This window comes from Enterobacter sp. CGMCC 5087 (genome assembly GCF_003144775.1).
In the GTDB taxonomy this organism is placed as follows: Bacteria; Pseudomonadota; Gammaproteobacteria; order Enterobacterales; family Enterobacteriaceae; genus Enterobacter; species Enterobacter cloacae_M.
Window position 1 is genome coordinate 1 of record NZ_QFXN01000044.1, and the last position, 26,338, is coordinate 26,338.

Below are 26,338 nucleotides of genomic sequence, written 5' to 3' on the forward strand. Positions count from 1 at the left end.
AGCTGGCTCAAAATAACCCTTTATGAAGGCCGCAACCGCCAGGTTCGGCGCATGACCGCACACGTCGGCTTCCCTACCCTGCGTCTGATTCGCTACGCCATGGGCAGCTACACCCTGGAAACGCTGGCAAACGGCGAATGGCGCGACGTTACCCCTTAAGGAGTCACTATGTTTAAACCTCATGTCACGGTTGCCTGCGTGGTCCACGCCCGGGGTAAATTCCTTGTTGTCGAAGAGAGCATTAACGGCAAAGCGCTGTGGAACCAGCCTGCCGGACACCTTGAAGCCAATGAGACACTGCTGCAGGCAGCGAAACGCGAGCTGTGGGAAGAGACCGGCATTCACGCTGAGCCTCAGCACCTCATCCGCATGCATCACTGGATCGCACCTGACCACACGCCCTTCCTGCGCTTTTTATTCGCCGTTGAGCTTAGCGAAACGTGCGCCACAGAGCCGCAGGATGACGATATCGACCGCTGTCTGTGGGTCACTGCCGACGAGATCCTGAACGCGCCAAACCTGCGCTCGCCGCTGGTTGCGGAAAGCATTCGCTGCTGGCAGTCAGGCGCACGCCTGCCGCTGGATGTTATCGGCGCATTTAACTGGCCGTTTACAGAGGGTGCCAATGGTGGGGGGGCGTGATAGAATACGCCGCCTTGAAGTTCAATGTCGTGAGTATTCCATGTCAGATAACAGCCAGAAAAAAGTGATCGTCGGCATGTCCGGCGGTGTCGATTCCTCCGTTTCCGCCTACCTGTTACAGCAACAGGGCTATAAGGTGGAGGGCCTGTTCATGAAGAACTGGGAGGAAGATGATGGCGAGGAATACTGCACCGCCGCAGCGGATCTCGCCGACGCGCAGGCCGTATGCGATAAGCTCGGCATTGAGCTGCACACCGTTAACTTTGCCGCAGAATACTGGGATAACGTTTTTGAACTCTTCCTCGAAGAGTACAAAGCGGGCCGCACGCCGAACCCGGATATTCTGTGCAACAAAGAGATCAAATTTAAGGCCTTCCTGGAATTCGCCGCGGAAGATTTGGGCGCAGACTATATTGCGACCGGTCACTACGTGCGCCGTGCAGACGTGAATGGCAAAAGCCAGCTGCTGCGCGGTCTGGACGGCAACAAAGATCAAAGCTACTTCCTCTATACGCTGAGCCACGAGCAAATCGCCCAGAGCCTGTTCCCGGTCGGCGAGCTGGAAAAGCCGCAGGTGCGTAAAATCGCCGAAGAGCTGGACCTGATCACCGCGAAGAAAAAAGACTCTACCGGCATCTGCTTCATCGGCGAGCGCAAATTCCGCGATTTCCTGGGACGTTACCTGCCTGCACAGCCGGGTAAAATTGTCACCGTCGACGGGGAAGAGATTGGCCAGCATCAGGGGCTGATGTACCACACGCTCGGCCAGCGTAAAGGCCTGGGTATTGGCGGGACCAAAGAAGGTAGCGAAGATCCATGGTATGTTGTCGACAAAGACGTCGAAAACAATATTCTGGTTGTTGCCCAGGGACACGATCATCCGCGTCTGATGTCCGTTGGACTTATCGCGCAGCAGCTGCACTGGGTCGATCGTGAGCCGCTGAAAGGCACGCTGCGCTGCACGGTGAAAACCCGCTACCGTCAGACCGATATTCCTTGCACCATTACCGCGCTCGATGACGATCGCATTGACGTGCGTTTCGACGAGCCGGTCGCGGCCGTCACCCCGGGCCAGTCTGCTGTCTTCTACAGCGGCGAAATCTGTCTGGGCGGCGGGATCATTGAACAGCGCCTGCCGCTGCCTGCTGTTTAATACGATTCACACATAAAGGAGACCGTGTGGCGAAGAACTACTATGACATCACCCTGGCGCTGGCGGGAATTTGCCAGTCAGCCCGTCTGGTGCAACAGCTGGCGCATCAGGGTCATTGCGACGCTGACGCCCTGCACGTTTCGCTGAACAGCGTTATCGATCTCAACCCCGGCTCGACCCTGGGCGTGTTCGGCGGCAGTGAAACCAATCTTCGTCTCGGTCTTGAAACTCTGCTGGGCGTGCTTAACGCCAGCAGCCGTCAGGGATTAAACGCGGAGCTGACCCGCTACACGTTGAGCCTGATGGTGCTGGAGCGTAAGCTGAACGCCGCAAAAGGTGCAATGAATACGCTGGGCGATCGCATTGCCGGGCTGCAGCGTCAGCTCGATCATTTTGACCTGCAGTCGGAAACGCTGCTGAGCGCTATGGCCGGCATTTATGTTGACGTCATCAGCCCGCTGGGCCCGCGTATTCAGGTCACAGGATCCCCTGCCGTTCTGCAAAGTCCGCAGGTACAGGCAAAAGTGCGCGCGTCCCTGCTGGCAGGGATCCGCGCCGCCGTGCTGTGGCACCAGGTTGGCGGTGGCCGCCTGCAGTTAATGTTTTCTCGTAATCGCCTGACCACTCAGGCAAAACAAATTCTTGCTCATTGTTAACCTCCCGGAGTTGCGAATTATGGAATTATCCTCACTGACCGCCGTATCCCCTGTCGATGGACGCTACGGCGATAAAGTCAGCGCGCTGCGCGGGATCTTCAGCGAATATGGTTTGCTGAAGTTCCGTGTTCAGGTTGAAGTACGCTGGCTGCAAAAGCTGGCCGCCCAGGCAGCAATCAAGGAAGTTCCTGCTTTTGACGAAAAGGCAAACGATTACCTTGATAAAATTGTTGCCGAGTTTAGCGAACAAGACGCCGCGCGCATTAAAACCATCGAACGCACCACCAACCACGATGTGAAAGCGGTTGAGTACTTCCTGAAAGAGAAAGTGGAAAGCGTCCCTGCGCTGCATGCCGTGTCTGAGTTCATTCACTTCGCCTGTACCTCTGAAGACATCAATAACCTGTCTCACGCGCTGATGCTCTCCACCGCGCGCAAAGAAGTGGTGCTGCCTTACTGGCGTAAAATCATCGACGCGGTAAAAGCGCTGTCCGTGGAATACCGCGACATTCCGCTGCTCTCCCGTACCCACGGCCAGCCAGCCACCCCATCCACGATGGGTAAAGAGATGGCGAACGTCGCGTACCGTATGGAGCGCCAGTACCGTCAGCTGGAACAGATTGAGATCCTCGGCAAAATCAACGGCGCGGTCGGTAACTATAACGCCCACATCGCCGCTTACCCGGAAGTGGACTGGCACCAGTTCAGCGAAGAGTTCGTGACCTCTCTGGGCATTCAGTGGAACCCGTACACCACGCAGATTGAGCCGCACGACTATATCGCCGAACTGTTTGACTGCATCGCGCGCTTCAACACCATCATGATCGACTTCGATCGTGACGTGTGGGGCTACATCGCCCTGAACCACTTCAAGCAGAAAACCATCGCCGGTGAAATCGGCTCTTCCACCATGCCGCACAAAGTGAACCCAATCGACTTCGAAAACTCCGAAGGCAACCTGGGACTGGCGAATGCCGTGCTGCAGCATATGGCGAGCAAACTGCCGGTATCCCGCTGGCAGCGCGACCTGACCGACTCCACCGTACTGCGTAACCTGGGCGTGGGCATTGGCTACGCGCTGATCGCGTATCAGTCTACCCTGAAAGGCGTGAGCAAACTGGAAGTGAACCGTGACCGTCTGCTGGACGAGCTGGACCACAACTGGGAAGTGCTGGCGGAGCCAATCCAGACCGTGATGCGCCGTTACGGTATCGAAAAACCGTACGAGAAGCTGAAAGAGCTGACCCGCGGAAAACGCGTTGACGCCGAAGGCATGAAGCAGTTTATCGACGGTCTGGCGCTGCCGGAAGAAGAGAAAACGCGCCTGAAGGCGATGACCCCGGCGAACTACATTGGCCGCGCCATCACCATGGTCGACGAGCTGAAGTAACGCCCCTCTCCCCCTTTTCGCCCGAAAAGGGGGATGCTTTTCCCCGGTTTACTCAATGTTTATCCCCACAACAACATAATCAGCGTTAAACTATTCATACCAATTATTTAGGGAGAAGAGATGATGCGCGTACTGGTTGTTGAGGATAACGCATTGCTACGTCATCACCTGAAGGTTCAGCTTCAGGAGATGGGACATCAGGTGGACGATGCTGAAGATGCAAAAGAAGCCGATTATTATCTCAATGAACACCTGCCGGATATCGCCATTGTCGATTTAGGGCTGCCTGACGAAGACGGTCTGTCGTTAATTCGCCGCTGGCGCAGCCACGATGTCTCCCTGCCGGTTCTGGTTCTGACCGCCCGTGAAGGCTGGCAGGATAAGGTCGAAGTGCTCAGCGCGGGTGCAGACGATTACGTCACCAAACCGTTTCATATCGAAGAGGTGGCGGCGCGCATGCAGGCGCTGTTACGCCGCAACAGCGGGCTGGCTTCACAGGTTATTTCCATCCCGCCATTCCAGGTCGATCTCTCCCGTCGGGAGTTAGCGATCAATGATGAAGTGATCAAGCTCACCGCCTTCGAATACACCATCATGGAGACGCTGATCCGTAACAATGGCAAAGTGGTGAGCAAAGATTCCTTAATGCTCCAGCTTTACCCTGATGCTGAACTGCGCGAGAGCCATACCATTGACGTGCTGATGGGACGTTTGCGTAAGAAAATTCAGGCGCAGTATCCGCAGGATGTGATTACCACCGTCCGTGGCCAGGGCTACCTGTTCGAATTACGCTAAATGAGAGGGATTTTACGCCACATACTGCCCCTCTCGCTGCGGGTTCGTTTCTTACTGGCAACAGCCGCCGTCGTGCTGGTGCTGTCGCTCTCCTACGGCATGGTCGCCCTGGTAGGCTACAGCGTCAGCTTTGATAAAACCACCTTTCGGCTGTTACGTGGCGAAAGCAATCTGTTTTATACCCTGGCGAAGTGGGAAAACAATCAAATTACCGTCGAAATGCCGGAAAACCTCAACCAGCAGAGCCCGACGCTGGCCCTGATTTATAACGAAAAGGGGAAATTACTGTGGGCGCAGCGTGATATTCCCTGGCTGGTCAAAAGCATTCGTCCGGAATGGCTCAAAACCAACGGATTTCACGAAATTGAAGCCGATCTCAACACCACCAGCTCGCTGATCCATGAAGATCGCTCCCTGCAGCAAAAGCTGAACGAGATCCGCGCCGACAACGCCGAGACGGAGATGACGCACTCCGTCGCGATTAACCTCTATCCGGCGACGCTGAACATGCCGCAGCTGACCATCGTGGTGATCGACACCATTCCGGTCGAGCTGAAGCGTTCTTATATGGTCTGGAGCTGGTTCATCTACGTTCTGGCTGCGAATCTCCTGCTGGTGATCCCGCTGCTGTGGGTAGCGGCGTGGTGGAGCTTGCGCCCCATTGAGTCACTGGCGAAAGAGGTTCGTGAGCTGGAAGAACATCATCGCGAGAAGCTGAACCCGGAAACCACCCGTGAGCTCACCAGCCTGGTGCGTAACCTCAACCGCCTGCTTAAAAGTGAACGCGAACGCTACGATAAATACCGTACCACCCTTACCGACCTGACCCACAGCCTGAAAACTCCGCTGGCCGTCATGCAAAGTACCCTGCGTTCAATGCGCAGTTCGAAGCTGAGCGTCGATGATGCCGAGCCGGTGATGCTGGAGCAGATCAGCCGTATTTCCCAGCAAATTGGCTATTACCTGCACCGCGCCAGCATGCGTTCCGGCAGCGCGCTTCTGAGCCGCGAGCTGCACCCGGTAGCCCCGCTTCTGGATAACCTCACGTCCGCCCTCAACAAGGTGTATCAGCGTAAAGGGGTGAACATCAGCCTCGATATCTCGCCAGAGATAAGCTTTGTGGGTGAAAAAAATGATTTCATGGAGGTGATGGGTAACCTGCTGGATAACGCCTGCAAATACTGTCTGGAGTTCGTGGAAGTGTCAGCGCGTCAGACGGAAACCGAACTGCATATCATCGTTGAGGATGATGGTCCGGGCATCCCGCGCAATAAGCGTGACGTGGTGTTCGATCGCGGTCAGCGCGCCGATACGCTACGTCCTGGCCAGGGCGTAGGATTAGCTGTCGCCCGTGAGATTGTCGACCAGTACGACGGTAAAATAGAAACCAGTGAAAGCCTGCTGGGCGGCGCCAGAATGGAGGTTATTTTTGGTCGCCAGCAGCCCACATTGAACGATAGTTAACCCGTTATGTGAAAAATGCGAGGATCTCGCAGCCGGGGGGCTGAGCTTCCGTTATAATCCGAGTCAGTAAGAGCCTGCGGAATAAAAAAATTATGGATTATCACTTAACGCTTAACTGGCCCGAGTTTATTGAACGTTACTGGCAAAAACGCCCGGTGGTTCTGAAACGCGGATTCAGCAATTTTGTCGACCCTATCTCGCCTGACGAGCTGGCAGGTCTGGCCATGGAAAACGAAGTCGACAGCCGTCTGGTCAGCCACCAGGACGGGAAATGGCAGGTTAGCCACGGTCCTTTCGAAAGCTACGATCACCTCGGTGAAAACAACTGGTCGCTGCTGGTACAGGCGGTCAACCACTGGCACGAGCCGACTGCCGCCTTAATGCGCCCGTTCCGCGTCCTGCCCGACTGGCGCATGGACGATCTGATGATCTCCTTCTCCGTGCCTGGCGGCGGCGTAGGTCCGCATCTGGACCAGTACGACGTGTTCATCATTCAGGGTACGGGCCGCCGCCGCTGGCGCGTGGGCGAAAAAGTGCCGATGAAGCAGCACTGCCCGCATCCTGACCTGCTTCAGGTTGACCCGTTTGAAGGGATTCTCGACGAAGAGCTGGAGCCGGGTGATATTCTCTACATCCCGCCGGGATTCCCTCACGAAGGCTACTCCCTGGAAAACTCACTCAACTACTCCGTGGGGTTCCGCGCGCCGAGCGGCCGCGAGATGATCAGCGGATTTGCCGACTATGTTCTGCAGCGCGAGCTGGGCAGCTATCGTTACAGCGATCCTGATGTGCCTGCGCGCGAGCATCCGGCGGATATTCTGCCAGAAGAACTCGATAAGCTGCGCGGCATGATGCTGGATTTGATCAACGAGCCGGAACATTTCAAACAGTGGTTTGGTGAGTTTATCAGCCAGTCTCGTCATGAGCTGGACGTTGCGCCGCCGGAGCCGCCGTATCAGGCTGACGAGATTTATGATGCACTTCAGCAGGGCGATAAGCTGACGCGTCTGGGCGGGTTGCGCGTGCTGCGCATTGGTGAAGAGGTGTTCGTCAACGGCGAGAAGCTGGACTCTCCGCACCGCCCGGCGCTGGAAGCCATTGCCAGCCATCTGGTGCTCACTGCCGACACCTTTGGCGATGCGCTGGAAGATCCTTCCTTCCTCGCGATGCTGGCCGCGCTGGTCAACAGCGGGTACTGGTTCTTTGAGGACTGAGTCGTGATATTTGCCGGGTGGCGGCTTCGCCTTACCCGGCCTACATTCCGATCGTAGGCTCGGTAAGCGTAGCGCCACCGGGCTTTTTCTTACCGCTTCGCCGTCAACTCCGCTATCCGTACTATCACCTTCACCGCTTTTTCCATCCCTTCCAGCGTCACAAACTCATGCTTGCCATGGTAGTTGTAGCCACCGGTAAACAGGTTCGGGCACGGCAGCCCCATAAACGACAGCTGAGAACCGTCGGTGCCGCCGCGAATCGGCTTCAGCTGCGGTTCAATATCGCAGTCGCGCATCGCCTGCTGGGCGATATCGAGAATATGCGGATGCGCCATCACCCTCTCGCGCATGTTGTAATAGCTGTCTTCAATGATCAGCTCAATATAGCAATCAGGGTGTAACCCTTTACCGACCTTCTTCGCGATCTCCATCATCTTGCGCTTGCGCGCCTCAAAGGCTTTGCGGTCGAAATCGCGGATGATGTAGTGCATCTGCGCGCTATCTACGGTGCCTTTGATGCTGGTCAGGTGATAGAAACCTTCATACCCTTCGGTCTGTTCAGGGCTCTCTTCCGCCGGGACTTCTGCATGAATTCGCGACGCCAGCGACAGCGCGTTCACCATGACGCCTTTCGCCGAGCCGGGATGAACGTTGTTGCCGACAATTTTGATGGTAACAGACGCGGCATTGAAGTTTTCATACTCCAGTTCACCGACGCCGCCGCCGTCGACGGTATAGGCCCATTGCGCGTTAAAGGCTTCCACGTCGAAATGTTTTGCGCCCTTTCCCACCTCTTCGTCCGGCGTAAAGGCCACGCGGATATCCCCGTGCGGGATGTTTTTGCCCTTCAGCACCGACAGCGCGGTCATAATTTCCGCGATACCCGCCTTGTCATCCGCCCCCAGCAGCGTCTTCCCGTCGGTGGTGATCAGCGTCTGGCCCAGCAGCTGGTGCAGTACCGGGAACATCACCGGCGAGAGCACTTCGTCACCAATGCCCAGCGCAATGTCGCCGCCGCGGTAATTTTCCACAATCTGCGGGTTCACATGTTTACCGCTAAAATCCGGAGAGGTGTCGACATGGGAGATAAAGCCAATCGCCGGAATATCACCCTGGACATTCGCCGGCAGCGTTGCCATCACAGTGCCTTTTTCGCTTAACGTGACGTTGACCAGCCCCATGGCGTCAAGCTGCTCTTTAAGCAGGTTTAATAACTTCCACTGGCCTTCGGTGCTGGGCACCTGGCGAACACCCGGCTTAGATTGGGTATCCAGCGAAACGTACTGTAAAAAACGCTCAAGTAATTTATCCATGCAGTCACCCTCACTTTTTGTGACAACATTATCAATAAGCATCAAAACGCAAATATTGCGTCAGGTCACTTTTATCCCGCAAACGAGAATATTTTCCGTTTATATGGTTATGCGTTAGTAAATGTAGCTTATGAATCAGTGACAAGGTTTGGCGTTCGCAGGGGATTGCCGTAGAATGTCCGCCCTCATTACGAGTCACCAAGGTGGTTACACACAAACCCCGCTTCAGTCTGCTGCCTGAGGCGTCTATATGGGACAGCGCAAAAATTGAATACACAATCCCGTTCACGTTCACCGCTGGTGCAACTGGAACGAATTCGTAAAAGTTTTGATGGTAAAGACGTTATTTCCGACCTCACTCTGACCATCAATGACGGTGAGTTTCTGACGCTGCTTGGCCCCTCGGGCTGCGGCAAAACAACCGTTCTGCGCCTTATCGCCGGGCTGGAAAGCGTCGATAACGGCCACATCCATCTTGAAAACCAGGACATCACCCGGGTTCCTGCCGAAGATCGCCACGTCAATACCGTCTTTCAGAGCTACGCCCTGTTCCCGCACATGACCGTGTTTGAAAACGTGGCGTTTGGCCTGCGGATGCAAAAAACGCCGGCGAACGAGATCGAACCGCGCGTCATCGACGCCCTGCGCATGGTGCAGCTTGAGACGTTTGCCCAGCGTAAACCCCATCAGCTTTCCGGCGGCCAGCAGCAGCGCGTGGCCATCGCCCGCGCCGTGGTCAACAAGCCGCGCCTGCTCCTGCTGGATGAATCCCTCTCCGCGCTGGATTACAAGCTGCGCAAGCAGATGCAGAACGAGCTTAAAGCCCTGCAGCGCAAGCTCGGCATTACCTTTGTCTTCGTCACCCACGATCAGGAAGAAGCCCTGACCATGTCCGACCGCATCGTGGTGATGCGCGACGGCAAAATCGAGCAGGACGGCACGCCGCGCGAAATCTACGAAGAGCCGAAGAATCTGTTTGTCGCCAGCTTCATTGGCGAGATCAATATCTTCGACGCCACGGTGATTGAGCGTCTGGACGACCAGCGCGTGCGCGCCAGCGTTGAAGGACGCGAGTGCAATATCACGGTGACTTTCCCCGTCGAAAAGGGACAAAAACTCAACGTTCTGCTGCGCCCGGAAGATCTGCGCGTCGATGAAATTCACGGCAATACCGAGGCCGAAGGGTTGATTGGCTATATCCGCGAGCGCAACTACAAAGGGATGACGCTGGAGTCCGTTGTCGAGCTGGAGAACGGAAAAATGGTGATGGTCAGCGAGTTCTTTAACGAAGACGATCCTGACTTCGACCACTCTCTCGACCAGAAAATGGTTATCAACTGGGTTGAAAGCTGGGAGGTTGTGCTGGCTGATGAAGAACACAAGTAAATTCCAGAATGTGGTGATTGCCACGATCGTCGGTTGGCTTGTGCTGTTTGTCTTTTTGCCCAACCTGATGATCGTTGCCACCAGCTTTCTGACCCGCGACGACGCTAGCTTCGTTTCGCTGGTCTTTACGCTTGACAACTACGCGCGCCTGCTCGATCCGCTCTATTTAGACGTGCTGCTGCACTCGCTCAACATGGCGCTGATTGCCACCCTTGCCTGTCTGGTGCTGGGGTATCCTTTCGCATGGTTCCTCGCGGGCCTGCCGCAAAAGGTGCGGCCCCTGCTGCTGTTTTTACTGATTGTTCCCTTCTGGACCAACTCGTTAATCCGCATCTACGGGCTGAAGATCTTCCTTAGCACTAAAGGCTATCTCAATGAATTTCTTCTGTGGCTGGGAGTGATTGATACGCCGATCCGCATCATGTTTACTCCGAGCGCGGTGATTGTCGGCCTGGTCTATATCCTGCTGCCGTTTATGGTGATGCCGCTCTACTCCAGCATCGAGAAGCTGGATAAACCGCTGCTGGAGGCGGCAAAAGATCTGGGCGCTAATAAGCTGCAGACCTTCATCCGCATTATTATCCCGCTGACCATGCCCGGCATTATCGCGGGCTGTCTGCTGGTAATGCTCCCGGCGATGGGGTTGTTCTACGTGTCGGATCTGATGGGCGGCGCGAAAAACCTGCTGATCGGTAACGTGATCAAGAGCCAGTTCCTCAACATTCGCGACTGGCCGTTCGGATCCGCGACGAGCATTACGCTGACGGTGATCATGGGCCTGATGCTGCTGGTCTACTGGCGCGCCTCACGCTTGCTGAATAAAAAGGTGGAACTCGAATGATCGGTCGACTGCTTCGCGGCGGTTTTATGACCGCCATTTATGCCTATCTCTATATCCCGATCGTTATTTTGATCGTGAACTCGTTTAACAGCTCACGCTTCGGGATTAACTGGCAGGGCTTTACCACCAGCTGGTACAGCCTGCTGATGAACAACGACAGCCTCCTGCAGGCCGCGCAGCACTCGCTGACGATGGCGATCTTCTCCGCCACCTTCGCGACGCTGATTGGCTCGCTCACCGCCGTGGCGCTCTACCGCTATCGCTTTCGTGGCAAACCGTTCGTCAGCGGCATGCTGTTTGTGGTGATGATGTCGCCGGACATCGTGATGGCCATTTCGCTGCTGGTGCTGTTTATGCTGCTGGGCGTACAGCTTGGCTTCTGGTCACTGCTGTTCTCGCACATCACCTTCTGCCTGCCGTTTGTGGTGGTGACCGTTTTCGCGCGCCTGAAAGGGTTCGACGTGCGCATGCTGGAGGCGGCGAAAGATTTGGGTGCCAGCGAGATGACCATCCTGCGCAAAATCATCCTGCCGCTGGCGATGCCCGCCGTGGCGGCCGGATGGCTACTTAGCTTCACCCTGTCGATGGATGACGTGGTCGTGTCCTCCTTCGTCACCGGTCCGAGCTATGAAATTCTGCCGTTGAAGATCTATTCAATGGTGAAAGTCGGCGTCTCACCGGAGGTGAACGCGCTGGCGACCATTCTGCTGGTGTTTTCGCTGGTTCTGGTGATTGCCAGCCAGGTTATTGCTCGTGATAAAACAAAATCTCAGGGGACAATGAAATGAAAAAAATGCTCGCCGCTGCGGCGCTGGTGCTTGGCATGGGTGCCGCGCACGCTGATGACAGCAAAACGCTCTACTTCTACAACTGGACCGAATACGTGCCGCCGGGCCTGCTGGAACAGTTCACAAAGGAAACGGGCATCAAGGTTATTTACTCGACCTACGAGTCGAATGAAACCATGTACGCCAAGCTGAAAACCTACAAAGACGGCGCGTACGATCTGGTCGTGCCTTCCACCTACTTTGTCGACAAAATGCGCAAAGAGGGCATGATCCAGAAGATCGACAAAACGAAGCTAACCAATTTTGCAAACCTCGATCCGGAGATGCTCAACAAGCCGTTCGACCCGAATAACGACTACTCCATTCCGTATATCTGGGGGGCAACCGCGATCGGCGTGAACAGCGAGGCCGTCGATCCAAAAACGGTGACAAGCTGGGCCGATCTCTGGAAACCAGAGTACAAGGGTAGCCTGCTGTTAACCGACGACGCGCGTGAAGTGTTCCAGGTCGCGCTGCGCAAGCTGGGCTACTCGGGCAACACGACGGATCCGAAAGAGATTGAAGCGGCGTATAACGAGCTGAAAAAGCTGATGCCTAACGTGGCGGCGTTCAACTCTGATAACCCGGCAAATCCGTATATGGAAGGCGAAGTGAACCTGGGGATGGTGTGGAACGGCTCCGCGTATGTCGCCCGCCAGGCCGGTACGCCGCTTGAGGTGGTCTGGCCGAAAGAAGGCGGGATCTTCTGGATGGACAGCCTTGCGATCCCCGCCAACGCGAAAAACGCTGAAGGGGCGCACAAGCTGATTAACTTCCTGCTGCGCCCGGACGTGGCGAAACAGGTTGCCGAGACGATTGGCTACCCGACGCCAAACCTCGCCGCACGCAAGCTGCTGAAGCCTGAAGTGGCTAACGATAAATCGCTCTATCCCGATGCCGAAACCATCAGCAAGGGTGAATGGCAGAACGATGTCGGTGACGCCAGCCGCCTGTACGAAGAGTATTACCAGAAATTAAAAGCGGGCCGATAAACGGTATCGCGTTCTTCCTCACGCCGCCCGTACGGCGTGAGGAGGATTAACTGACCGCATTCTCCCCTGCCCAGATTGTCGCCTTTCTCATCGCCTCAACCACATCCTCATCCGTCAGACCCAGAGCCTGACGAACCCGGGTCGCCTCGTCCCACTGCTGCTGTTCATAGTATCGGCACAGGCTCACCATATCAGCTAACCGTCCCTCCTGGTGGCACAGGGCATTGCTCACGCTCTGCGGGACCGCAATTTGCTTCATCAACTCGGCCATCGGCAGCTCAAGGAGGGTATCGAGCAGAGAAAACAGGCCGCACATGAAGGCATTTTCAGCCAGCGTCGGTTCGTTCATCGTCTCGGCGATCAGTTCGCAGAACTTGCCGCGCATCATGCTCAGCGGGTAAAGCTCGCTGACGGTGTCATTGCCCGCACTGGCGAGGACCACGACCGCAACAAACCGTCTCAGCTGGTTTTCCCCGAGGTATCTGAGGACTTCGCTCAGGGTTAACTTGCTGAAATTACAGGCACCGATATGTTTAAATGCGGTGTGCTTCATGTAGCGCATAATCTTATAGGACAGCGTGAGATCGGTTTTAATCAACGACTCGACGATCCGAAAATCGGGTTTATTGCGTCCGACCTCCATTTGCAGCCGAAAAATCGCCAGCTGATTTTGCGATAGCCGTTTATATTTAATGACCTCCGGACGGCAGAAAAAATAGCCCTGGAACAGCGAGAATCCCTCTCCCCTGTATTCGCTGAATTCCTCTTTAGTCTCAATTTTTTCAGCGAGATATTTAATATGCCCGGTTAAATGTTTACGCTCTTTCAGATACTGTTTAATTTGCGCTAAGGTATAATTCCTGACGTCAAACTTCAGTATTGAAATATAGGGTAAAAAAACATCCCATTCTGGCGCAAGCGTGAAATCATCAAGCGCAAACTGATAACCATCCGCACTCATCTCCCTGACAGCCTGCAACAGCTCCGCTCCCGGCACAGCATCTTCCAGGATCTCAATGACCACGCTTTCTTTATCCAGCGCTTCTCCACTGCGGTCTATGACCATTCGCGACGGGAAATTAATAAACGACGTATGTGCCCCGGCGATGCGCTGGGACGGCACGCATAAAAACTGATCTGAAATCATCCTGGAGGTGGCATATTCTGCCGACACATCCGGAAAACGGTTTGTCATCCCATCTCTGAAGAGCAGCTCGTAGGCCACCGTCTTCATCTCAGGGTTAAAAATGGGTTGTCGCGCAATAAATCCGTACATATCCCATCCTCCTCTACAACTTTATATTTATTAGCATCCTCTTTCTACACGACGATAACGAGCTTTATCGAGCACTATTTTGATTGAATGCACAAAATAAAAGCATCCACACTAATTAACTGGATTTACGAAACAAAATTTAAATTAAATATTCCTGACGCTCTACAGAAAGAGGAGAAAATATCCGATAAGGAATATGTGCCTGCTCGACATGCACAACATTACGGGAGATGAGAATGAAAGACGCCATGGTCCGAAGAAAAAAAATAAGAGTCAAGACGTTGATGCTATTGTCCATTTTCCTCACCGTGACGGTGGGCTTTACGGCAACGATCGGGTTTATGATGTGGCAATGGATGGCGCAGCAAGAGGTTCTGGCCAAAAAACATATCCGCCAGATTGCCGAGGTGCAAGCGTTGCAGGTCAGCAAACAGCTGGATTCTGCCCTGACTGCCGCCCGGGACATGGGCAACAGCGCCCTGGCGCTGCGCGAGGCTGGCGTATCCGAGCGCCAGAGCCTGAACCAGCTGCTCATCCACTACCTTTCGGCTCACCCACAGTTTCTCTCCATGTCGATGGCCTTTGAGCCTAACGCGTTCGACGATAAAGATGCCGTCTGGGCCGGTCAAAGCGGTGAAGATCCTGCCGGGCGCTACGCCCGCTACGTTGACCGGGACGCCAACGGCAAACCGGCATTACACCTGCTGACGGACATCGAAACGCCCGGCAGCGGCGATTATTATCTGCTGCCGAAACAACGCCATAAAGATGTGATCATCGAACCCTATATCTATCCCTACAACGGCGTGGACGTGATGCTCACCTCGATTGCCGCCCCCATCATGCGCGACGGTCAGTTTCTGGGTTCGGTCACCTCTGACTTCTCCCTCGCCACGCTGCAATCGACGATCGGCGCGATTAAACCGTGGAACGGCACGGGCTATGCCCTGCTCCTCTCCGCAGCTAATAACGTGGTGTCCAGCCCGGACAAACGCGCGGCGGGCAAGCCTTACGCCGGTCAGATTGCCGGCCATGACGTCACCCGAGTAAACGATCCGCTGCTGAAGGAGGACGTGTTCATCACCTGGCAGGACATCGCCGTCGGTAATAGCCAGACGCCGTGGAAACTCGCCATTATCACGCCGGTCAGCGAAGTGATGGCCGAAGCGCGCGCATTTTTACTGAAAGCCATCATCATGATGGTGTTAAGCATCGTGGCGGTTAGCCTGGTCATGGCACAGATCTTCACCCGTAAGGTTGACCGTCCGGTTGGGGGCGAACCTTCGGAAGCCGCCGGGATCGCCCTGGCCGTTGCCCGGGGAGATCTGAACAACACCATCCCGGTGCGTTCCGGAGATACTCACAGCATTTTTTATGCCCTGCACACCATGCAGATGCAGCTCAAGCGCATCGTCGACAATATCAGCGAAGCCAGCCACTCCGTGCACGGCGGCACCAGCGAAATTTCGGCGGGCAACCTTGACCTCGCCTCGCGAACCGAGGAACAGGCGGCTGCGATTGTTGAAACGGCAGCCAGCATGGAAGAAATTTCGGTCACGGTGAAGAATAACGCCGACAACGCCCACAAGGCGACCACGCTGACCGATCGCGCCGCGAGCCTCGCCGGGCATGGCGAAACACTGGTGAACGACGTGGTTGTGGTGATTGGGGAAATTGATGAAAGCGCGCGTAAGATCGGCGAGATTAACACCATTGTCGATGGCATCGCCTTCCAGACCAATATCCTGGCGCTAAATGCTGCCGTTGAAGCGGCACGGGCAGGCGAACAGGGGCGCGGTTTCGCGGTCGTCGCAGGGGAAGTCCGCAATCTTGCCCAGCGAAGCGCTAACGCGGCAAAAGAGATCTCTCAGCTGATTGCCGAGTCCTCAGGGCGCGTGAGCAAAGGCGTTGAGCTGGTCAATGAAACCGGGGTGATGATGAAACAGGTGATTGAAGCGGTATCGCATGTTCATCTGGTCATCAACGATATCGTTCAGGCGCTGGATGAGCAAAATCGCGGGATTAGCCAGGTCAGCACCGCCGTTAACCAGATGGACAGCACGACCCAGCAGAACGCCTCTCTGGTTCAGCAGATCTCTGCGGCGGCGCTCTCGCTGGATGAGCAGGCTAAATCGCTCGAGAAGACGCTGGCGTTCTTCCATTCATAAATAAAAAGGCACTCGCTGGACGGGTGCCTTTTCACGCGATTGCCGTTACAGCCCTTTCAGCAGCTTGTCGACAAACTCCGGGACGACCGTGCTTGCCAGACCGTAGTGTTTCTCTTCAAACTCGCTGCCCACCTGGCTTGGCTCAAGATTGAGTTCTACCGTATGCGCGCCGTGCAGTCGCGCTTCGTGGACAAACCCCGCCGCCGGGTAAACATGACCGGATGTGCCGATGGCGATAAATACGTCGGCCATCGCCAGCGCGCTGTAGATATCATCCATTCCCAGCGGCATTTCACCGAACCAGACCACGTGCGGACGCAGGCGCGACGGGAACTGGCAGCAGTGGCACTTATCCTCAGGCAGCACGTCCTCTTGCCAGTCCAGCACCTGACCGCTCCAGGCGCAGCGAACCTTGAGCAGCTCGCCGTGCATGTGGATGATGTTCTTGTTACCGGCCCGCTCGTGCAGGTTGTCGATATTCTGCGTCACCAGCAGAAAACGATCGCCCAGCGCCTCTTCCAGCTTCGCCAGCGCCATATGCGCCGCATTCGGCGCGACTTCAGGCTGCTGAAGCTGACGGCGGCGGGCGTTGTAAAACGCCTGGACGAGATCCGGATCGCGGGCAAAGCCTTCCGGCGTGGCCACATCCTCCACGCGGTGCTCTTCCCACAGCCCGTCCGCCGCACGGAAGGTTCGAATTCCTGACTCGGCGGAGATCCCCGCTCCGGTCAGCACCACCACTCTGGGTTTATCCATCGCTTCTGGCATCATTCTGTCTCTGAAAAAGATCCGCTGGCGCAAGCGCTCACGCAAGCGGCGTTTGTTTTTGCGAAAACGGCTGAGTCGACCCTGGCGACGCGACAGCATAGAAACCTCGTAAACTAATCGGTGAGATGAAGGAATGCGGCTCCGCGCATGCCTCCTGCGTCCCCGTGTCGCGCGCGTTCAATACGCGGCACGCGGGCAACCGGCAATAAATGTCGGGGCAAACGCCCGGACAACCGTTCCGTAATCGCGGTAAAGTTTGACAGCCCTCCCCCGATCACCAGCAGATCCGGATCGACGATGGTGAGAATATTTCCCAGACACACCGCCAGCAGATCCAGATAGCGCTCGACGTGCTCGCGCGCCTGCGCATCCCCTTGCTCCCACAGGGTAATGATTTGAGGGGCCTCAAGTTTCTGATGATAGAAGTGTTCGTAAAGCCATGCAAACCCGCGACCGGAGAGGTAGTTCTCAATACAGCCGTGCTGGCCGCAGCCGCAGCGGGTCAGCGGAAAATCACGCCCCACCACTTCCAGCGCGTCGACCGGCAGACGGATATGGCCAAACTCGCCGGTGATGTAGCTGCGCCCGGTGATTGGCTTACCGTTGATCACAATCCCCCCGCCGACGCCGGTACCGAGGATCAGCCCCATCACCAGCGGATATTGGCGGAACTCATCGTCCCAGGCTTCGGAGAGCGCAAAGCAGTTAGCATCATTGTCTAAACGCACGTCGCGTTCAAGGAGAGCAGAGAGATCGGCGCGCAGCGGTTTACCGCTGGCGGCAGGCACGTTGGCGGCATACAGCGTGCCGTCGTCGGTTTCAGGCATACCCGGAATGCCGATGCCGACGCTGCCTTTCACGCCAAAGCGTTCATCGGCCTGCGCCACCAGCGCGGCAATCGCGGTTAAAAATTCGTCGTAGCTTTCGCGCGGCGTGGGAACGCGGGTTTCCCACTGTAGTTTGAGATCTTTATCAAACACGCCGAGCGCAATCTTGGTGCCGCCAATATCAAATCCGTAATACATAACGCATTCCTCTTTTAACCTGGCGGCCCGAAAGCCGCTAGATCATGACGTAATTACTGGCCACTTAATACCCTCGCCGGATCAATTCGGCTTGCGCGACGCGCCGGATACCAGCTTGCCAGCAGACTCAGTAAAAGTGCTGTAACCAGCACATAAAAAACGTCCAGCCAGTGCAGTTCAGACGGCAGGAAGTCAATAAAGTAGATATCACCCGACAGGAACTGGTGACCAATAAGCTTTTCGATCCCGTTGATAATCGGCGTCAGCTGCAGGGAAACCACCACGCCAATCACTACGCCGCACAGGCTGCCGAACAGACCCGCCAGCAAACCGTACCAGACGAAGATGGCGCGAATAAGACCGTCTTTCGCCCCCAGCGTACGCAGCACGGCGATGTCGCCGCTCTTGTCCTTGACCGCCATCACCAGCGTGGAGACGATATTAAAGCACGCCACACCAATTACCAGCACCATCGCCAGATACATGATGGCGCGGATCATCTGGATATCACGGTACATATACCCGTAAGTGCCGATCCAGCTCTTGATGTAGACATAGTTATTGGTCACGCTGCCCGCGTCGCGAACCAGCTTGTTGGCGTTAAAGACGTCGTTCACCTTGATGGCAATGCCCGTCACGCTGTCGCCCATATCGAGATACTGGCGCGCATCTTCCATCGGCACCATCGCAAAGCTGTGATCGAGCTGACCGCTCAGCTGAAGAATACCGGTGACATGCAGGCGCACGCGCTTAGGCTGCTGCAGCTTGTGGTCGGCGCTGGCGTTCGGGATCATGATGGACACCCAGTCGCCCTGCTTCACCTTCAGGGCATCGGCCACGCCTTTACCCATGATGATCTGCTGCTCGCCGGCCTTAAAGTTGGCCCACGCGCCGTTCTGCACATAGTTTGGCAGCGCGCTGAGACGCGCTTCCTGGGCAGGGTTAACCCCTTTCACCTGTATGGCGCGCAGGTTGACCCCACTCTCCACCAACCCGGTAAAGTTAATGTAGGGCGCGGCCGCGGCAATGCCCGGCACTTTTTCGACTTTGGTGAGCGCATCGCTCCAGTTCTTCCACGGCTGGTTAACCGGCTCGATCTCCCCGTGCGGCACCACTGCCAGAATGCGGTTATTCAGCTCGCGCTCAAAGCCGTTCATGGCGCTCAAGCCCACAATCAGCACCGCCACACCGAGCGCAATACCGATGGTCGAGATGACGGAGATCAGCGACACCATGCCGCCGCGACGGCGGCCGCGGCTAAAACGTAAACCGATAAGTAACGATAACGGTGACGCCATTACTCTGCTCCCATCAGGGTCAGTTCCGCGTTCAGATGGCCGTCGCGCATCTCAAGCTGACGCCCCATGCGTTTTGCCAGCTGCAGATCGTGGGTTACGACCAGAAACGCGGTGCCCTGCGAGGCGTTCAGCTCGCCCAGAAGCTGGAAAATACTGTCCGCATTGCGGGCATCCAGGTTACCGGTAGGCTCATCCGCCAGCACCAGACGCGGGTTGTTGACCAGCGCGCGGGCAATCGCCACGCGCTGGCGCTCGCCGCCGGAAAGCTCAGAGGGACGATGGTTACCGCGATGGCCCAGGCCTACCGCTTTCAGCATGTCGCTGGCGCGAGCGTTAATTTCTGACGGTTTCTTTTTACCAATCAGCAGCGGCATCGCGACGTTTTCCAGCGCCGTGAAATCCGGCAGCAGGTGGTGGAACTGGTAGATAAAGCCCAGCTCGCGGTTGCGCAGCTCGGCCTTCGCCGCGGAGGACATTTTGCTCATCGGCTGGCCGGAGAAAATCACGTCGCCCTCGGTTGGCGTATCCAGCCCGCCCAGCAGATGCAGCAGCGTACTTTTGCCCGAGCCGGAGCTGCCAACAATCGCCATCATCTCGCCTTCGCCCACGCTGAAGCTCACATTGTGCAGCACGTCGGTTTGCACAGTGCCTTCCTGATAGCGTTTGGACAGGTTGTCGCATTGCAACAGGATCTTATTCATAACGTAAAGCCTCAGCGGGTTGAGTGGCGGCAGCGCGCCAGGAAGGATAAAGCGTAGAAAGCAGCGCAATGGCCATCGCGGCCAGAGCAATACCGACCACCTGCAGCGGCTCGATAGCCACCGGCAGCGCCGCGCCGTCGAGCAGGGCGCCGATGATCGGCATTAAGTTGTTGAGCTGGCTGGCAAGCAGTGCCCCCAGCACGGCACCGAGCAGCGCGCCGATGATGCCTGCGCTGGCCCCCTGCACCATAAACACGGCCATGATCTGGCGCGGCGTCAGCCCCTGGGTTTGCAGGATAGCGACCTCGCCCTGCTTCTCCATCACCATCAGCCCCAGCGAGGTGATGATGTTAAATGCCGCCACGGCGACGATCAGGCTCAGCAGCAGCCCCATCATGTTTTTCTCCATCCTCACGGCCTGGAATAGCTCGCCTTTACGCTCGCGCCAGTCCTGCCATTTGGTGCCGTCCGGCAGTTTTTGCTGGCTGAGGGTATCCACCTTCAGCGGCGCGTCAAGCCACAGGCGCCAGCCGGTGATATTTCCGGCCGGGTAGCGCATCAGGCGTGACGCGTCCTGGATGTTAACCAGCATCTGGTAGCCATCGACTTCGCTGTTGGCGGCAAAGGTACCAATTACGTTGAACAGGCGCTGGCTTGGCAGGCGCCCCATCGGCGTAAACTGGCTGGCAGAAGGGACCATCACGCGCAGCTGATCGCCACGGTTGACGCCAAGCTGGCCGGCAAGCTGTTCACCCAGAATCACGTTGTATTTTCCGGCTTCCAGATCGGTCTGCTTCACGTTAACCAGATACGGCGTCAGCGGATCGTTTTGCGCCGGGTCAATACCCAGCATCACGCCGACCGCCACGCTGCGGGCGCTTTGCAGCACCACGTCACCGGTCGTCAACGGCGCTACGCGCGTGACGCCCTGTAACTTCGCCGCGCTTTCCGGCAGCTGTTGCGGGTTAACCGAACCGTTGGATGATGAAAGAACGGCCTGCGGCATCAGCCCCAGGATGTTGTTTTGCAGCTCGCGCTCAAAGCCATTCATGACGGAAAGCACCGTCACCAGTGCCATCACGCCAAGCGTAATGCCAATAGTCGAAAGCCAGGAGACAAAGCGACCGAAGCGGTCCGCGGCGCGCCCACGCATGTAACGTAAGCCTATGAAGAGTGCGACAGGTTGATACATGAAATCCGTCTGTTTGCTGATAGCAGACCCACGAGTATATAAGCGAATCCGTTAAGCGTAAATGACTGAAACAGTAAGCTTTGGTAATCATTTTTCCGAAAAATTCAGATAAATCAGGGTGCTATTGTCTGAATACTCACCTCGCAACCTCCACCTTTTCCGAAAAACCTCCTGATACAGACTGTTACCCATTACATCCTGGTGTCGTTTTACAACAATTGCTCGTTCGTTTATGGCAATTAAGGTAGTGGCGAACAATGAAGCAAAAAGCATTATGGATTAACCAGATAAAAGGGCTGTGTATCTGCCTGGTGGTTATCTATCATTCGGTTATCACGTTTTATCCGCATCTGATCGGGCTACAGCACCCGCTCTCCGGCCTTCTCGCCAAATGCTGGGTCTATTTTAACCTCTATCTCGCACCGTTTCGTATGCCGGTCTTCTTCTTTATCTCCGGCTATCTGATCCGTCGTTATATTGACGAAGTGGACTGGCGAACCAGTCTCGATAAACGGATCTGGAGCATTCTCTGGGTCCTGGCGCTATGGGGCCTCCTGCAATGGCAGGCGTTGACCCACCTGAACGCCTGGCTGGCGCCCGAGCGTGAGCTTGCCACCTCGTCGAACGCGGCCTACGCCGACTCGTTCTCAGGCTTTGTGCTGGGGATGATCACCGCCAGCACCAGCCTGTGGTATCTGTATGCTCTGGTGGTCTACTTCACGCTGTGTAAACTGCTGAGCCGCTGGAAGCTGCCGGTACTGGGACTGCTGGCGCTGGCAAGCATCGCGATTAACTTCCTGCCGCTGCCGTGGTGGGGGATGAACAGCGTGGTACGCAACATGATCTACTACAGCCTCGGGGCGTGGTATGGCGCAGAGCTGATGGCGTGGATGAAAAGCGTCAACCTGCGCCGCATCTGGCTGGCAACCGGGGCTTTCGCCGCCGTCTCCGTGGTGCTGTGGTTTGCTAACGTTCCGCTGCTGCTCTCATTGCTGTCGATTGTGCTGATCATGAAGCTGTTCTACAGCCTTGAGCAGCGCTATGCCGTTCACCCGAACAATCTGCTGAACGTGATTGGCTCAAATACCATTGCGATTTATACCACCCACCGTATCCTGATTGAGGCCTTTAGCCTGTTCCTGATTGGCGAAATGAATGCCGCCTCGTGGCCGGTCTGGGCAGAGCTCACCCTGGTGCTGGTCTACCCGTTTGCCAGCCTGCTTATCTGTACCCTTGCCGGGCTCGGGGTGCGTAAGATCTCCACCGCGCTTTTTGGGGATGTTTTCTTCTCTCCTCCGTCTACGCTGACCCTGTCACCTTCAACGCGTTAATGCCCTCTCCGCCCCCGTTTTGGGGGCGTTTAGCCCTGCCGTGCGGTTACGATTTGCTTATGTAAAACGATCGAGGATAATAAAGACATTGCGTATCAGTGATATGCCCCAATACTGTTGGTATATCCATAAGAGACTCTGACATAGCCATGCCTGAACACTATCGTTATTCCTTGCCTGTCAAAGCGGGCGACCAGCGCCAGCTGGGTGAACTCACGGGCGCGGCGTGCGCCACGCTGGTGGCGGAAATCGCCGAGCGTCATCCAGGCCCGGTGATTCTGGTTGCCCCGGATATGCAAAACGCCCTGCGCCTGCACGATGAAATTCGCCAGTTCACCGATAGCCTGGTGTTCAGCCTGGCCGACTGGGAGACGCTGCCGTATGACAGCTTCTCTCCGCATCAGGAGATCATCTCCTCGCGCCTGTCGACGCTCTATCAGCTGCCGACCATGCAGCGCGGCGTGCTGATTGTGCCGGTGAACACCCTGATGCAGCGCGTCTGTCCGCACAGCTATCTGCACGGTCACGCGCTGGTGATGAAAAAAGGCCAGCGCCTCTCCCGTGATGCCCTGCGCGCGCAGCTTGACGGTGCCGGCTATCGCCACGTCGACCAGGTGATGGAGCACGGGGAATACGCCACCCGCGGCGCGCTGCTCGACCTTTACCCGATGGGCAGCGACCAGCCGTATCGTCTGGATTTCTTTGATGATGAAATCGACAGCCTGCGCGTATTCGACGCCGACACGCAGCGCACGCTGGAAGAGGTGGAGTCCATCAATTTACTGCCCGCGCATGAGTTCCCCACGGACAAAACCGCTATCGAGCTGTTCCGCAGCCAGTGGCGCGATAAGTTCGAGGTGAAGCGCGACGCGGAACATATTTATCAGCAGGTCAGTAAAGGCACGCTTCCTGCCGGGATCGAATACTGGCAGCCGCTGTTCTTCAACGAGCCGCTGCCTGCCCTGTTCAGCTACTTCCCGGCGAATACGCTGATTGTCAACACCGGGGATATCGACGCCAGCGCCAGCCGCTTTGAGAGCGAAACCCGCGCCCGCTTTGAAAACCGTGGCGTTGACCCAATGCGTCCACTGCTGCCGCCGGAAGCGCTGTGGCTGCGCACCGACGAGCTCAACGCCGAGCTGAAGCGCTGGCCGCGCATGCAGCTGAAAACCGATTCGCTTGCCGATAAGGCCGCCAATACCAACCTCGCCTTCCGGACGCTGCCGGACCTGGCCGTTCAGGCGCAGCAGAAATCCCCGCTGGATAATCTGCGCAAGTTCCTGGAGTCCTTCACCGGCCCGGTGGTGTTCTCCGTTGAGAGTGAAGGCCGCCGTGAAGCGTTAGGTGAGCTGCTGGGACGCATTAAGGTGGCGCCGAAGCGCATCCTGCGCCTGAGCGAAGCGACCGGAAACGGTCGTTATCTGATGATTGGCGCCGCCGAGCACGGGTTCATCGACACGCTCAACAACCTGGCGCTGATTTGCGAAAGCGACCTGCTGGGCGAGCGCGTCGCGCGCCGCCGTCAGGACAGCCGTCGGACCATCAACCCGGACACGCTGATCCGTAACCTTGCCGAGCTGCACCCGGGCCAGCCGATTGTTCACCTGGAACACGGCGTTGGGCGCTATCAGGGGATGACCACGCTGGAAGCGGGCGGCATCAAAGGTGAATACCTGATGCTCACCTACGCTAACGACGCCAAACTGTATGTTCCGGTGTCGTCCCTGCATCTGATCAGCCGCTACGCGGGCGGCGCCGAAGAGAATGCGCCGCTGCACAAGCTGGGCGGCGACGCCTGGGCGCGCGCGCGCCAGAAAGCGGCGGAAAAAGTGCGCGACGTGGCTGCCGAGCTGCTGGATATCTACGCCCAGCGCGCGGCCAAACAGGGCTTTGCCTTTAAGCATGATAAAGAACAGTACCAGCTGTTCTGCGACAGCTTCCCGTTTGAAACCACGCCGGATCAGGCCCAGGCCATCAACGCCGTGCTGAGCGACATGTGCCAGCCGCTGGCAATGGACCGCTTAGTCTGCGGCGACGTCGGCTTCGGTAAAACCGAAGTGGCAATGCGCGCCGCCTTCCTTGCGGTCGAAAACAACAAGCAGGTGGCGGTGCTGGTGCCGACCACCCTGCTCGCACAGCAGCACTTCGACAACTTCCGCGACCGTTTCGCCAACTGGCCGGTACGTATCGAGATGCTCTCGCGTTTTCGCAGCACCAAAGAACAGACGCAGATCCTCGAACAGGCAAGCGAAGGCAAAATCGATATTCTGATCGGCACCCACAAGCTGCTGCAAAGCGATGTGAAGTGGAAAGATCTGGGGCTGCTGATCGTCGACGAAGAGCACCGCTTCGGGGTGCGTCATAAAGAACGCATCAAAGCGATGCGCGCCGACGTCGATATCCTCACCCTGACCGCAACGCCAATCCCGCGAACACTCAACATGGCGATGAGCGGCATGCGCGATCTGTCGATTATTGCCACGCCGCCGGCGCGCCGTCTGGCGGTGAAAACCTTCGTCCGCGAGTACGATAATCTGGTGGTGCGTGAGGCCATTCTGCGTGAGGTGCTTCGCGGAGGGCAGGTCTACTACCTCTACAACGACGTGGAAAACATCCAGAAAGCGGCGGACAGGCTGGCGGAGCTGGTGCCGGAAGCGCGCATCGCCATCGGTCACGGGCAGATGCGCGAGCGCGAGCTGGAACGGGTAATGAACGACTTCCACCACCAGCGCTTTAACGTGCTGGTGTGTACCACCATCATTGAAACCGGGATCGACATTCCGACGGCAAACACCATCATCATTGAGCGTGCGGACCACTTTGGCCTGGCGCAGCTTCACCAGCTGCGCGGCCGCGTCGGGCGTTCGCACCATCAGGCCTACGCCTGGCTGCTGACGCCGCATCCGAAAGCGATGACCACCGACGCGCAAAAGCGTCTGGAAGCCATCGCCTCGCTGGAAGACCTCGGCGCAGGCTTTGCGCTGGCCACGCACGATCTCGAGATCCGCGGTGCCGGCGAGCTGCTGGGTGAAGACCAGAGCGGCTCCATGGAGACCATCGGCTTCTCGCTCTATATGGAGCTGCTGGAAAACGCGGTTGATGCCCTGAAGGCCGGACGCGAGCCGTCGCTGGAAGATCTCACCAGCCAGCAGACCGAGGTCGAGCTGCGTATGCCTTCCCTGCTGCCGGACGATTTTATTCCGGACGTGAATACCCGTCTCTCGTTCTACAAGCGCATCGCCAGCGCGAAGAAGGAGAACGAGCTGGAAGAGATTAAGGTGGAGCTGATTGACCGCTTTGGCCTGCTGCCCGATCCGGCGAGAAATTTGCTGGATATCGCGAGGCTGCGCCAGCAGGCGCAAAAGCTGGGGATCCGCAAGCTCGAAGGCAATGAAAAAGGCGGCGTGATTGAATTCGCCGAGAAGAATCACGTCAACCCGATGTGGCTGATCGGCCTGCTGCAAAAACAGCCGCAGCATTTCCGTCTGGATGGTCCAACCCGTCTGAAATTTACCCAGGAACTAACGGAGCGCAAAACCCGTATGGACTGGGTGCGTAACTTTATGCGCCAGCTGGAAGAGAACGCGATCGCCTGACCTCCATTCCCCTCTTAACTGAGGAATTTCATGTAGTTTATTAACCGGAAGCGATAAAAGTTGCTTCCGGAAAATGAATAGCTTACAGCGACACCCTGGTCCGGCTGTAAATCGCTGAGGCGTTTCCTGCAGGCCGGGGCGAGGCGCAGGGATGCGCCGAGAGGGCGGGCTTTACAGGGATGTTACCTCCGCCCGTCCCCGAAAAGCCGGAAGGAATAAGCCGAAGGTACCGCGTAGCGGCGATTTACCGCCGGGAGCCCGGGTCGCCAGGGTGGTGGCGACTGAGCCACCCTGGCACGTTCACAGGTCA

The 26,338-nt window shown here is 56.8% G+C and carries 21 protein-coding genes and 1 pseudogene; 15 read left to right on the forward strand and 7 right to left on the reverse strand.

Going from position 1 to position 26,338, the window contains the following annotated elements; translation table 11 throughout:
* The 8 genes and pseudogenes from DEO48_RS27080 to DEO48_RS04215 form a co-directional block, all read left to right on the forward strand.
* Positions 1-159: pseudogene (locus DEO48_RS27080) on the forward strand (23S rRNA pseudouridylate synthase); the annotation flags it as partial.
* 9 nt (positions 160-168) lie between these two features.
* On the forward strand, positions 169-642 hold the full coding sequence (locus DEO48_RS04185; protein ID WP_109844450.1) for an NUDIX hydrolase: 474 nt from the start codon (positions 169-171) through the stop codon (positions 640-642).
* 40 nt (positions 643-682) lie between these two features.
* Positions 683-1,795, forward strand: a complete 1,113-nt coding sequence (gene mnmA / locus DEO48_RS04190) for a tRNA 2-thiouridine(34) synthase MnmA (protein ID WP_032657963.1) — start codon at positions 683-685, stop codon at positions 1,793-1,795.
* A gap of 26 nt (positions 1,796-1,821) precedes the next feature.
* A complete protein-coding gene (gene hflD / locus DEO48_RS04195) occupies positions 1,822-2,451 on the forward strand; it encodes a high frequency lysogenization protein HflD (protein WP_023311236.1) in 630 nt (209 codons plus the stop codon).
* 19 nt (positions 2,452-2,470) lie between these two features.
* Positions 2,471-3,841 carry an adenylosuccinate lyase gene (gene purB / locus DEO48_RS04200; protein WP_109844451.1) on the forward strand — a complete coding sequence of 457 codons (1,371 nt, stop codon included), beginning with the start codon at positions 2,471-2,473 and terminating at the stop codon, positions 3,839-3,841.
* 123 nt (positions 3,842-3,964) lie between these two features.
* Entirely contained in the window at positions 3,965-4,636 is a 672-nt protein-coding gene (gene phoP / locus DEO48_RS04205) for a two-component system response regulator PhoP (protein ID WP_028019015.1), read from the forward strand.
* Positions 4,637-6,100: a two-component system sensor histidine kinase PhoQ gene (phoQ, locus tag DEO48_RS04210; protein WP_023311181.1), complete on the forward strand. Its 1,464-nt coding sequence runs from the start codon at positions 4,637-4,639 to the stop codon at positions 6,098-6,100. It begins immediately after the preceding gene.
* Between the two features lie 92 nt (positions 6,101-6,192).
* A complete protein-coding gene (locus DEO48_RS04215) occupies positions 6,193-7,314 on the forward strand; it encodes a cupin domain-containing protein (RefSeq protein ID WP_109844452.1) in 1,122 nt (373 codons plus the stop codon).
* Between the two features lie 89 nt (positions 7,315-7,403).
* Here the strand turns inward: DEO48_RS04215 and pepT are convergent, their stop codons facing one another.
* Positions 7,404-8,627: a peptidase T gene (gene pepT / locus DEO48_RS04220; protein ID WP_109844453.1), complete on the reverse strand. Its 1,224-nt coding sequence runs from the start codon at positions 8,625-8,627 to the stop codon at positions 7,404-7,406.
* A 237-nt stretch (positions 8,628-8,864) separates the two neighbouring features.
* Here pepT and potA point away from each other — a divergent pair, with 237 nt between their 5' ends.
* The 4 genes from potA to potD are packed head-to-tail and all read left to right on the forward strand — an operon-like array spanning position 8,865 to position 12,673.
* Positions 8,865-10,013, forward strand: a complete 1,149-nt coding sequence (gene potA, locus DEO48_RS04225; protein WP_181366962.1) for a spermidine/putrescine ABC transporter ATP-binding protein PotA — start codon at positions 8,865-8,867, stop codon at positions 10,011-10,013.
* Complete coding sequence (gene potB / locus DEO48_RS04230) at positions 9,997-10,854, forward strand: spermidine/putrescine ABC transporter permease PotB (protein ID WP_096151223.1); 858 nt, start codon at positions 9,997-9,999, stop codon at positions 10,852-10,854. The genes potA and potB overlap by 17 nt, the downstream gene beginning before the upstream one ends.
* Entirely contained in the window at positions 10,851-11,642 is a 792-nt protein-coding gene (gene potC / locus DEO48_RS04235) for a spermidine/putrescine ABC transporter permease PotC (RefSeq protein ID WP_033145228.1), read from the forward strand. The genes potB and potC overlap by 4 nt, the downstream gene beginning before the upstream one ends.
* The gene (potD, locus tag DEO48_RS04240) at positions 11,639-12,673 is read left to right on the forward strand and encodes a spermidine/putrescine ABC transporter substrate-binding protein PotD (protein WP_023311175.1); all 1,035 of its coding nucleotides are present in this window, start codon (positions 11,639-11,641) and stop codon (positions 12,671-12,673) included. Before potC ends, potD begins: the two co-directional genes overlap by 4 nt.
* Before the next feature lie 46 nt (positions 12,674-12,719).
* Here potD and DEO48_RS04245 read toward each other — a convergent pair whose 3' ends face one another.
* On the reverse strand, positions 12,720-13,949 hold the full coding sequence (locus tag DEO48_RS04245; RefSeq protein WP_109844455.1) for an EAL and HDOD domain-containing protein: 1,230 nt from the start codon (positions 13,947-13,949) through the stop codon (positions 12,720-12,722).
* Positions 13,950-14,185: 236 nt separating this feature from the next.
* Between DEO48_RS04245 and DEO48_RS04250 the strand changes: the two genes are divergently transcribed.
* A complete protein-coding gene (locus DEO48_RS04250) occupies positions 14,186-16,117 on the forward strand; it encodes a methyl-accepting chemotaxis protein (RefSeq protein WP_109844456.1) in 1,932 nt (643 codons plus the stop codon).
* Positions 16,118-16,162: 45 nt separating this feature from the next.
* Here the strand turns inward: DEO48_RS04250 and cobB are convergent, their stop codons facing one another.
* The 5 genes from cobB to lolC are packed head-to-tail and all read right to left on the reverse strand — an operon-like array spanning position 16,163 to position 21,101.
* Positions 16,163-16,984, reverse strand: coding sequence for a Sir2 family NAD+-dependent deacetylase (cobB, locus tag DEO48_RS04255; protein ID WP_045357033.1), 822 nt, complete (start codon positions 16,982-16,984; stop codon positions 16,163-16,165).
* A 14-nt stretch (positions 16,985-16,998) separates the two neighbouring features.
* Positions 16,999-17,910, reverse strand: coding sequence for an N-acetylglucosamine kinase (gene nagK / locus DEO48_RS04260; protein WP_048979230.1), 912 nt, complete (start codon positions 17,908-17,910; stop codon positions 16,999-17,001).
* Between the two features lie 53 nt (positions 17,911-17,963).
* On the reverse strand, positions 17,964-19,208 hold the full coding sequence (gene lolE / locus DEO48_RS04265) for a lipoprotein-releasing ABC transporter permease subunit LolE (protein WP_109844457.1): 1,245 nt from the start codon (positions 19,206-19,208) through the stop codon (positions 17,964-17,966).
* Entirely contained in the window at positions 19,208-19,909 is a 702-nt protein-coding gene (lolD, locus tag DEO48_RS04270) for a lipoprotein-releasing ABC transporter ATP-binding protein LolD (RefSeq protein WP_109844458.1), read from the reverse strand. Before lolD ends, lolE begins: the two co-directional genes overlap by 1 nt.
* Entirely contained in the window at positions 19,902-21,101 is a 1,200-nt protein-coding gene (gene lolC / locus DEO48_RS04275; RefSeq protein WP_032668182.1) for a lipoprotein-releasing ABC transporter permease subunit LolC, read from the reverse strand. Before lolC ends, lolD begins: the two co-directional genes overlap by 8 nt.
* 257 nt (positions 21,102-21,358) lie before the next feature.
* On the opposite strand from lolC, the gene DEO48_RS04280 reads away from it, so the two are divergent.
* Together DEO48_RS04280 and mfd are read left to right on the forward strand one after the other, a co-directional pair.
* Positions 21,359-22,432 carry an acyltransferase family protein gene (locus DEO48_RS04280; RefSeq protein WP_109844459.1) on the forward strand — a complete coding sequence of 358 codons (1,074 nt, stop codon included), beginning with the start codon at positions 21,359-21,361 and terminating at the stop codon, positions 22,430-22,432.
* Positions 22,433-22,581: 149 nt separating this feature from the next.
* The gene (mfd, locus tag DEO48_RS04285) at positions 22,582-26,028 is read left to right on the forward strand and encodes a transcription-repair coupling factor (RefSeq protein WP_023311167.1); all 3,447 of its coding nucleotides are present in this window, start codon (positions 22,582-22,584) and stop codon (positions 26,026-26,028) included.
* The last annotated feature ends 310 nt before the right edge of the window (positions 26,029-26,338 follow it).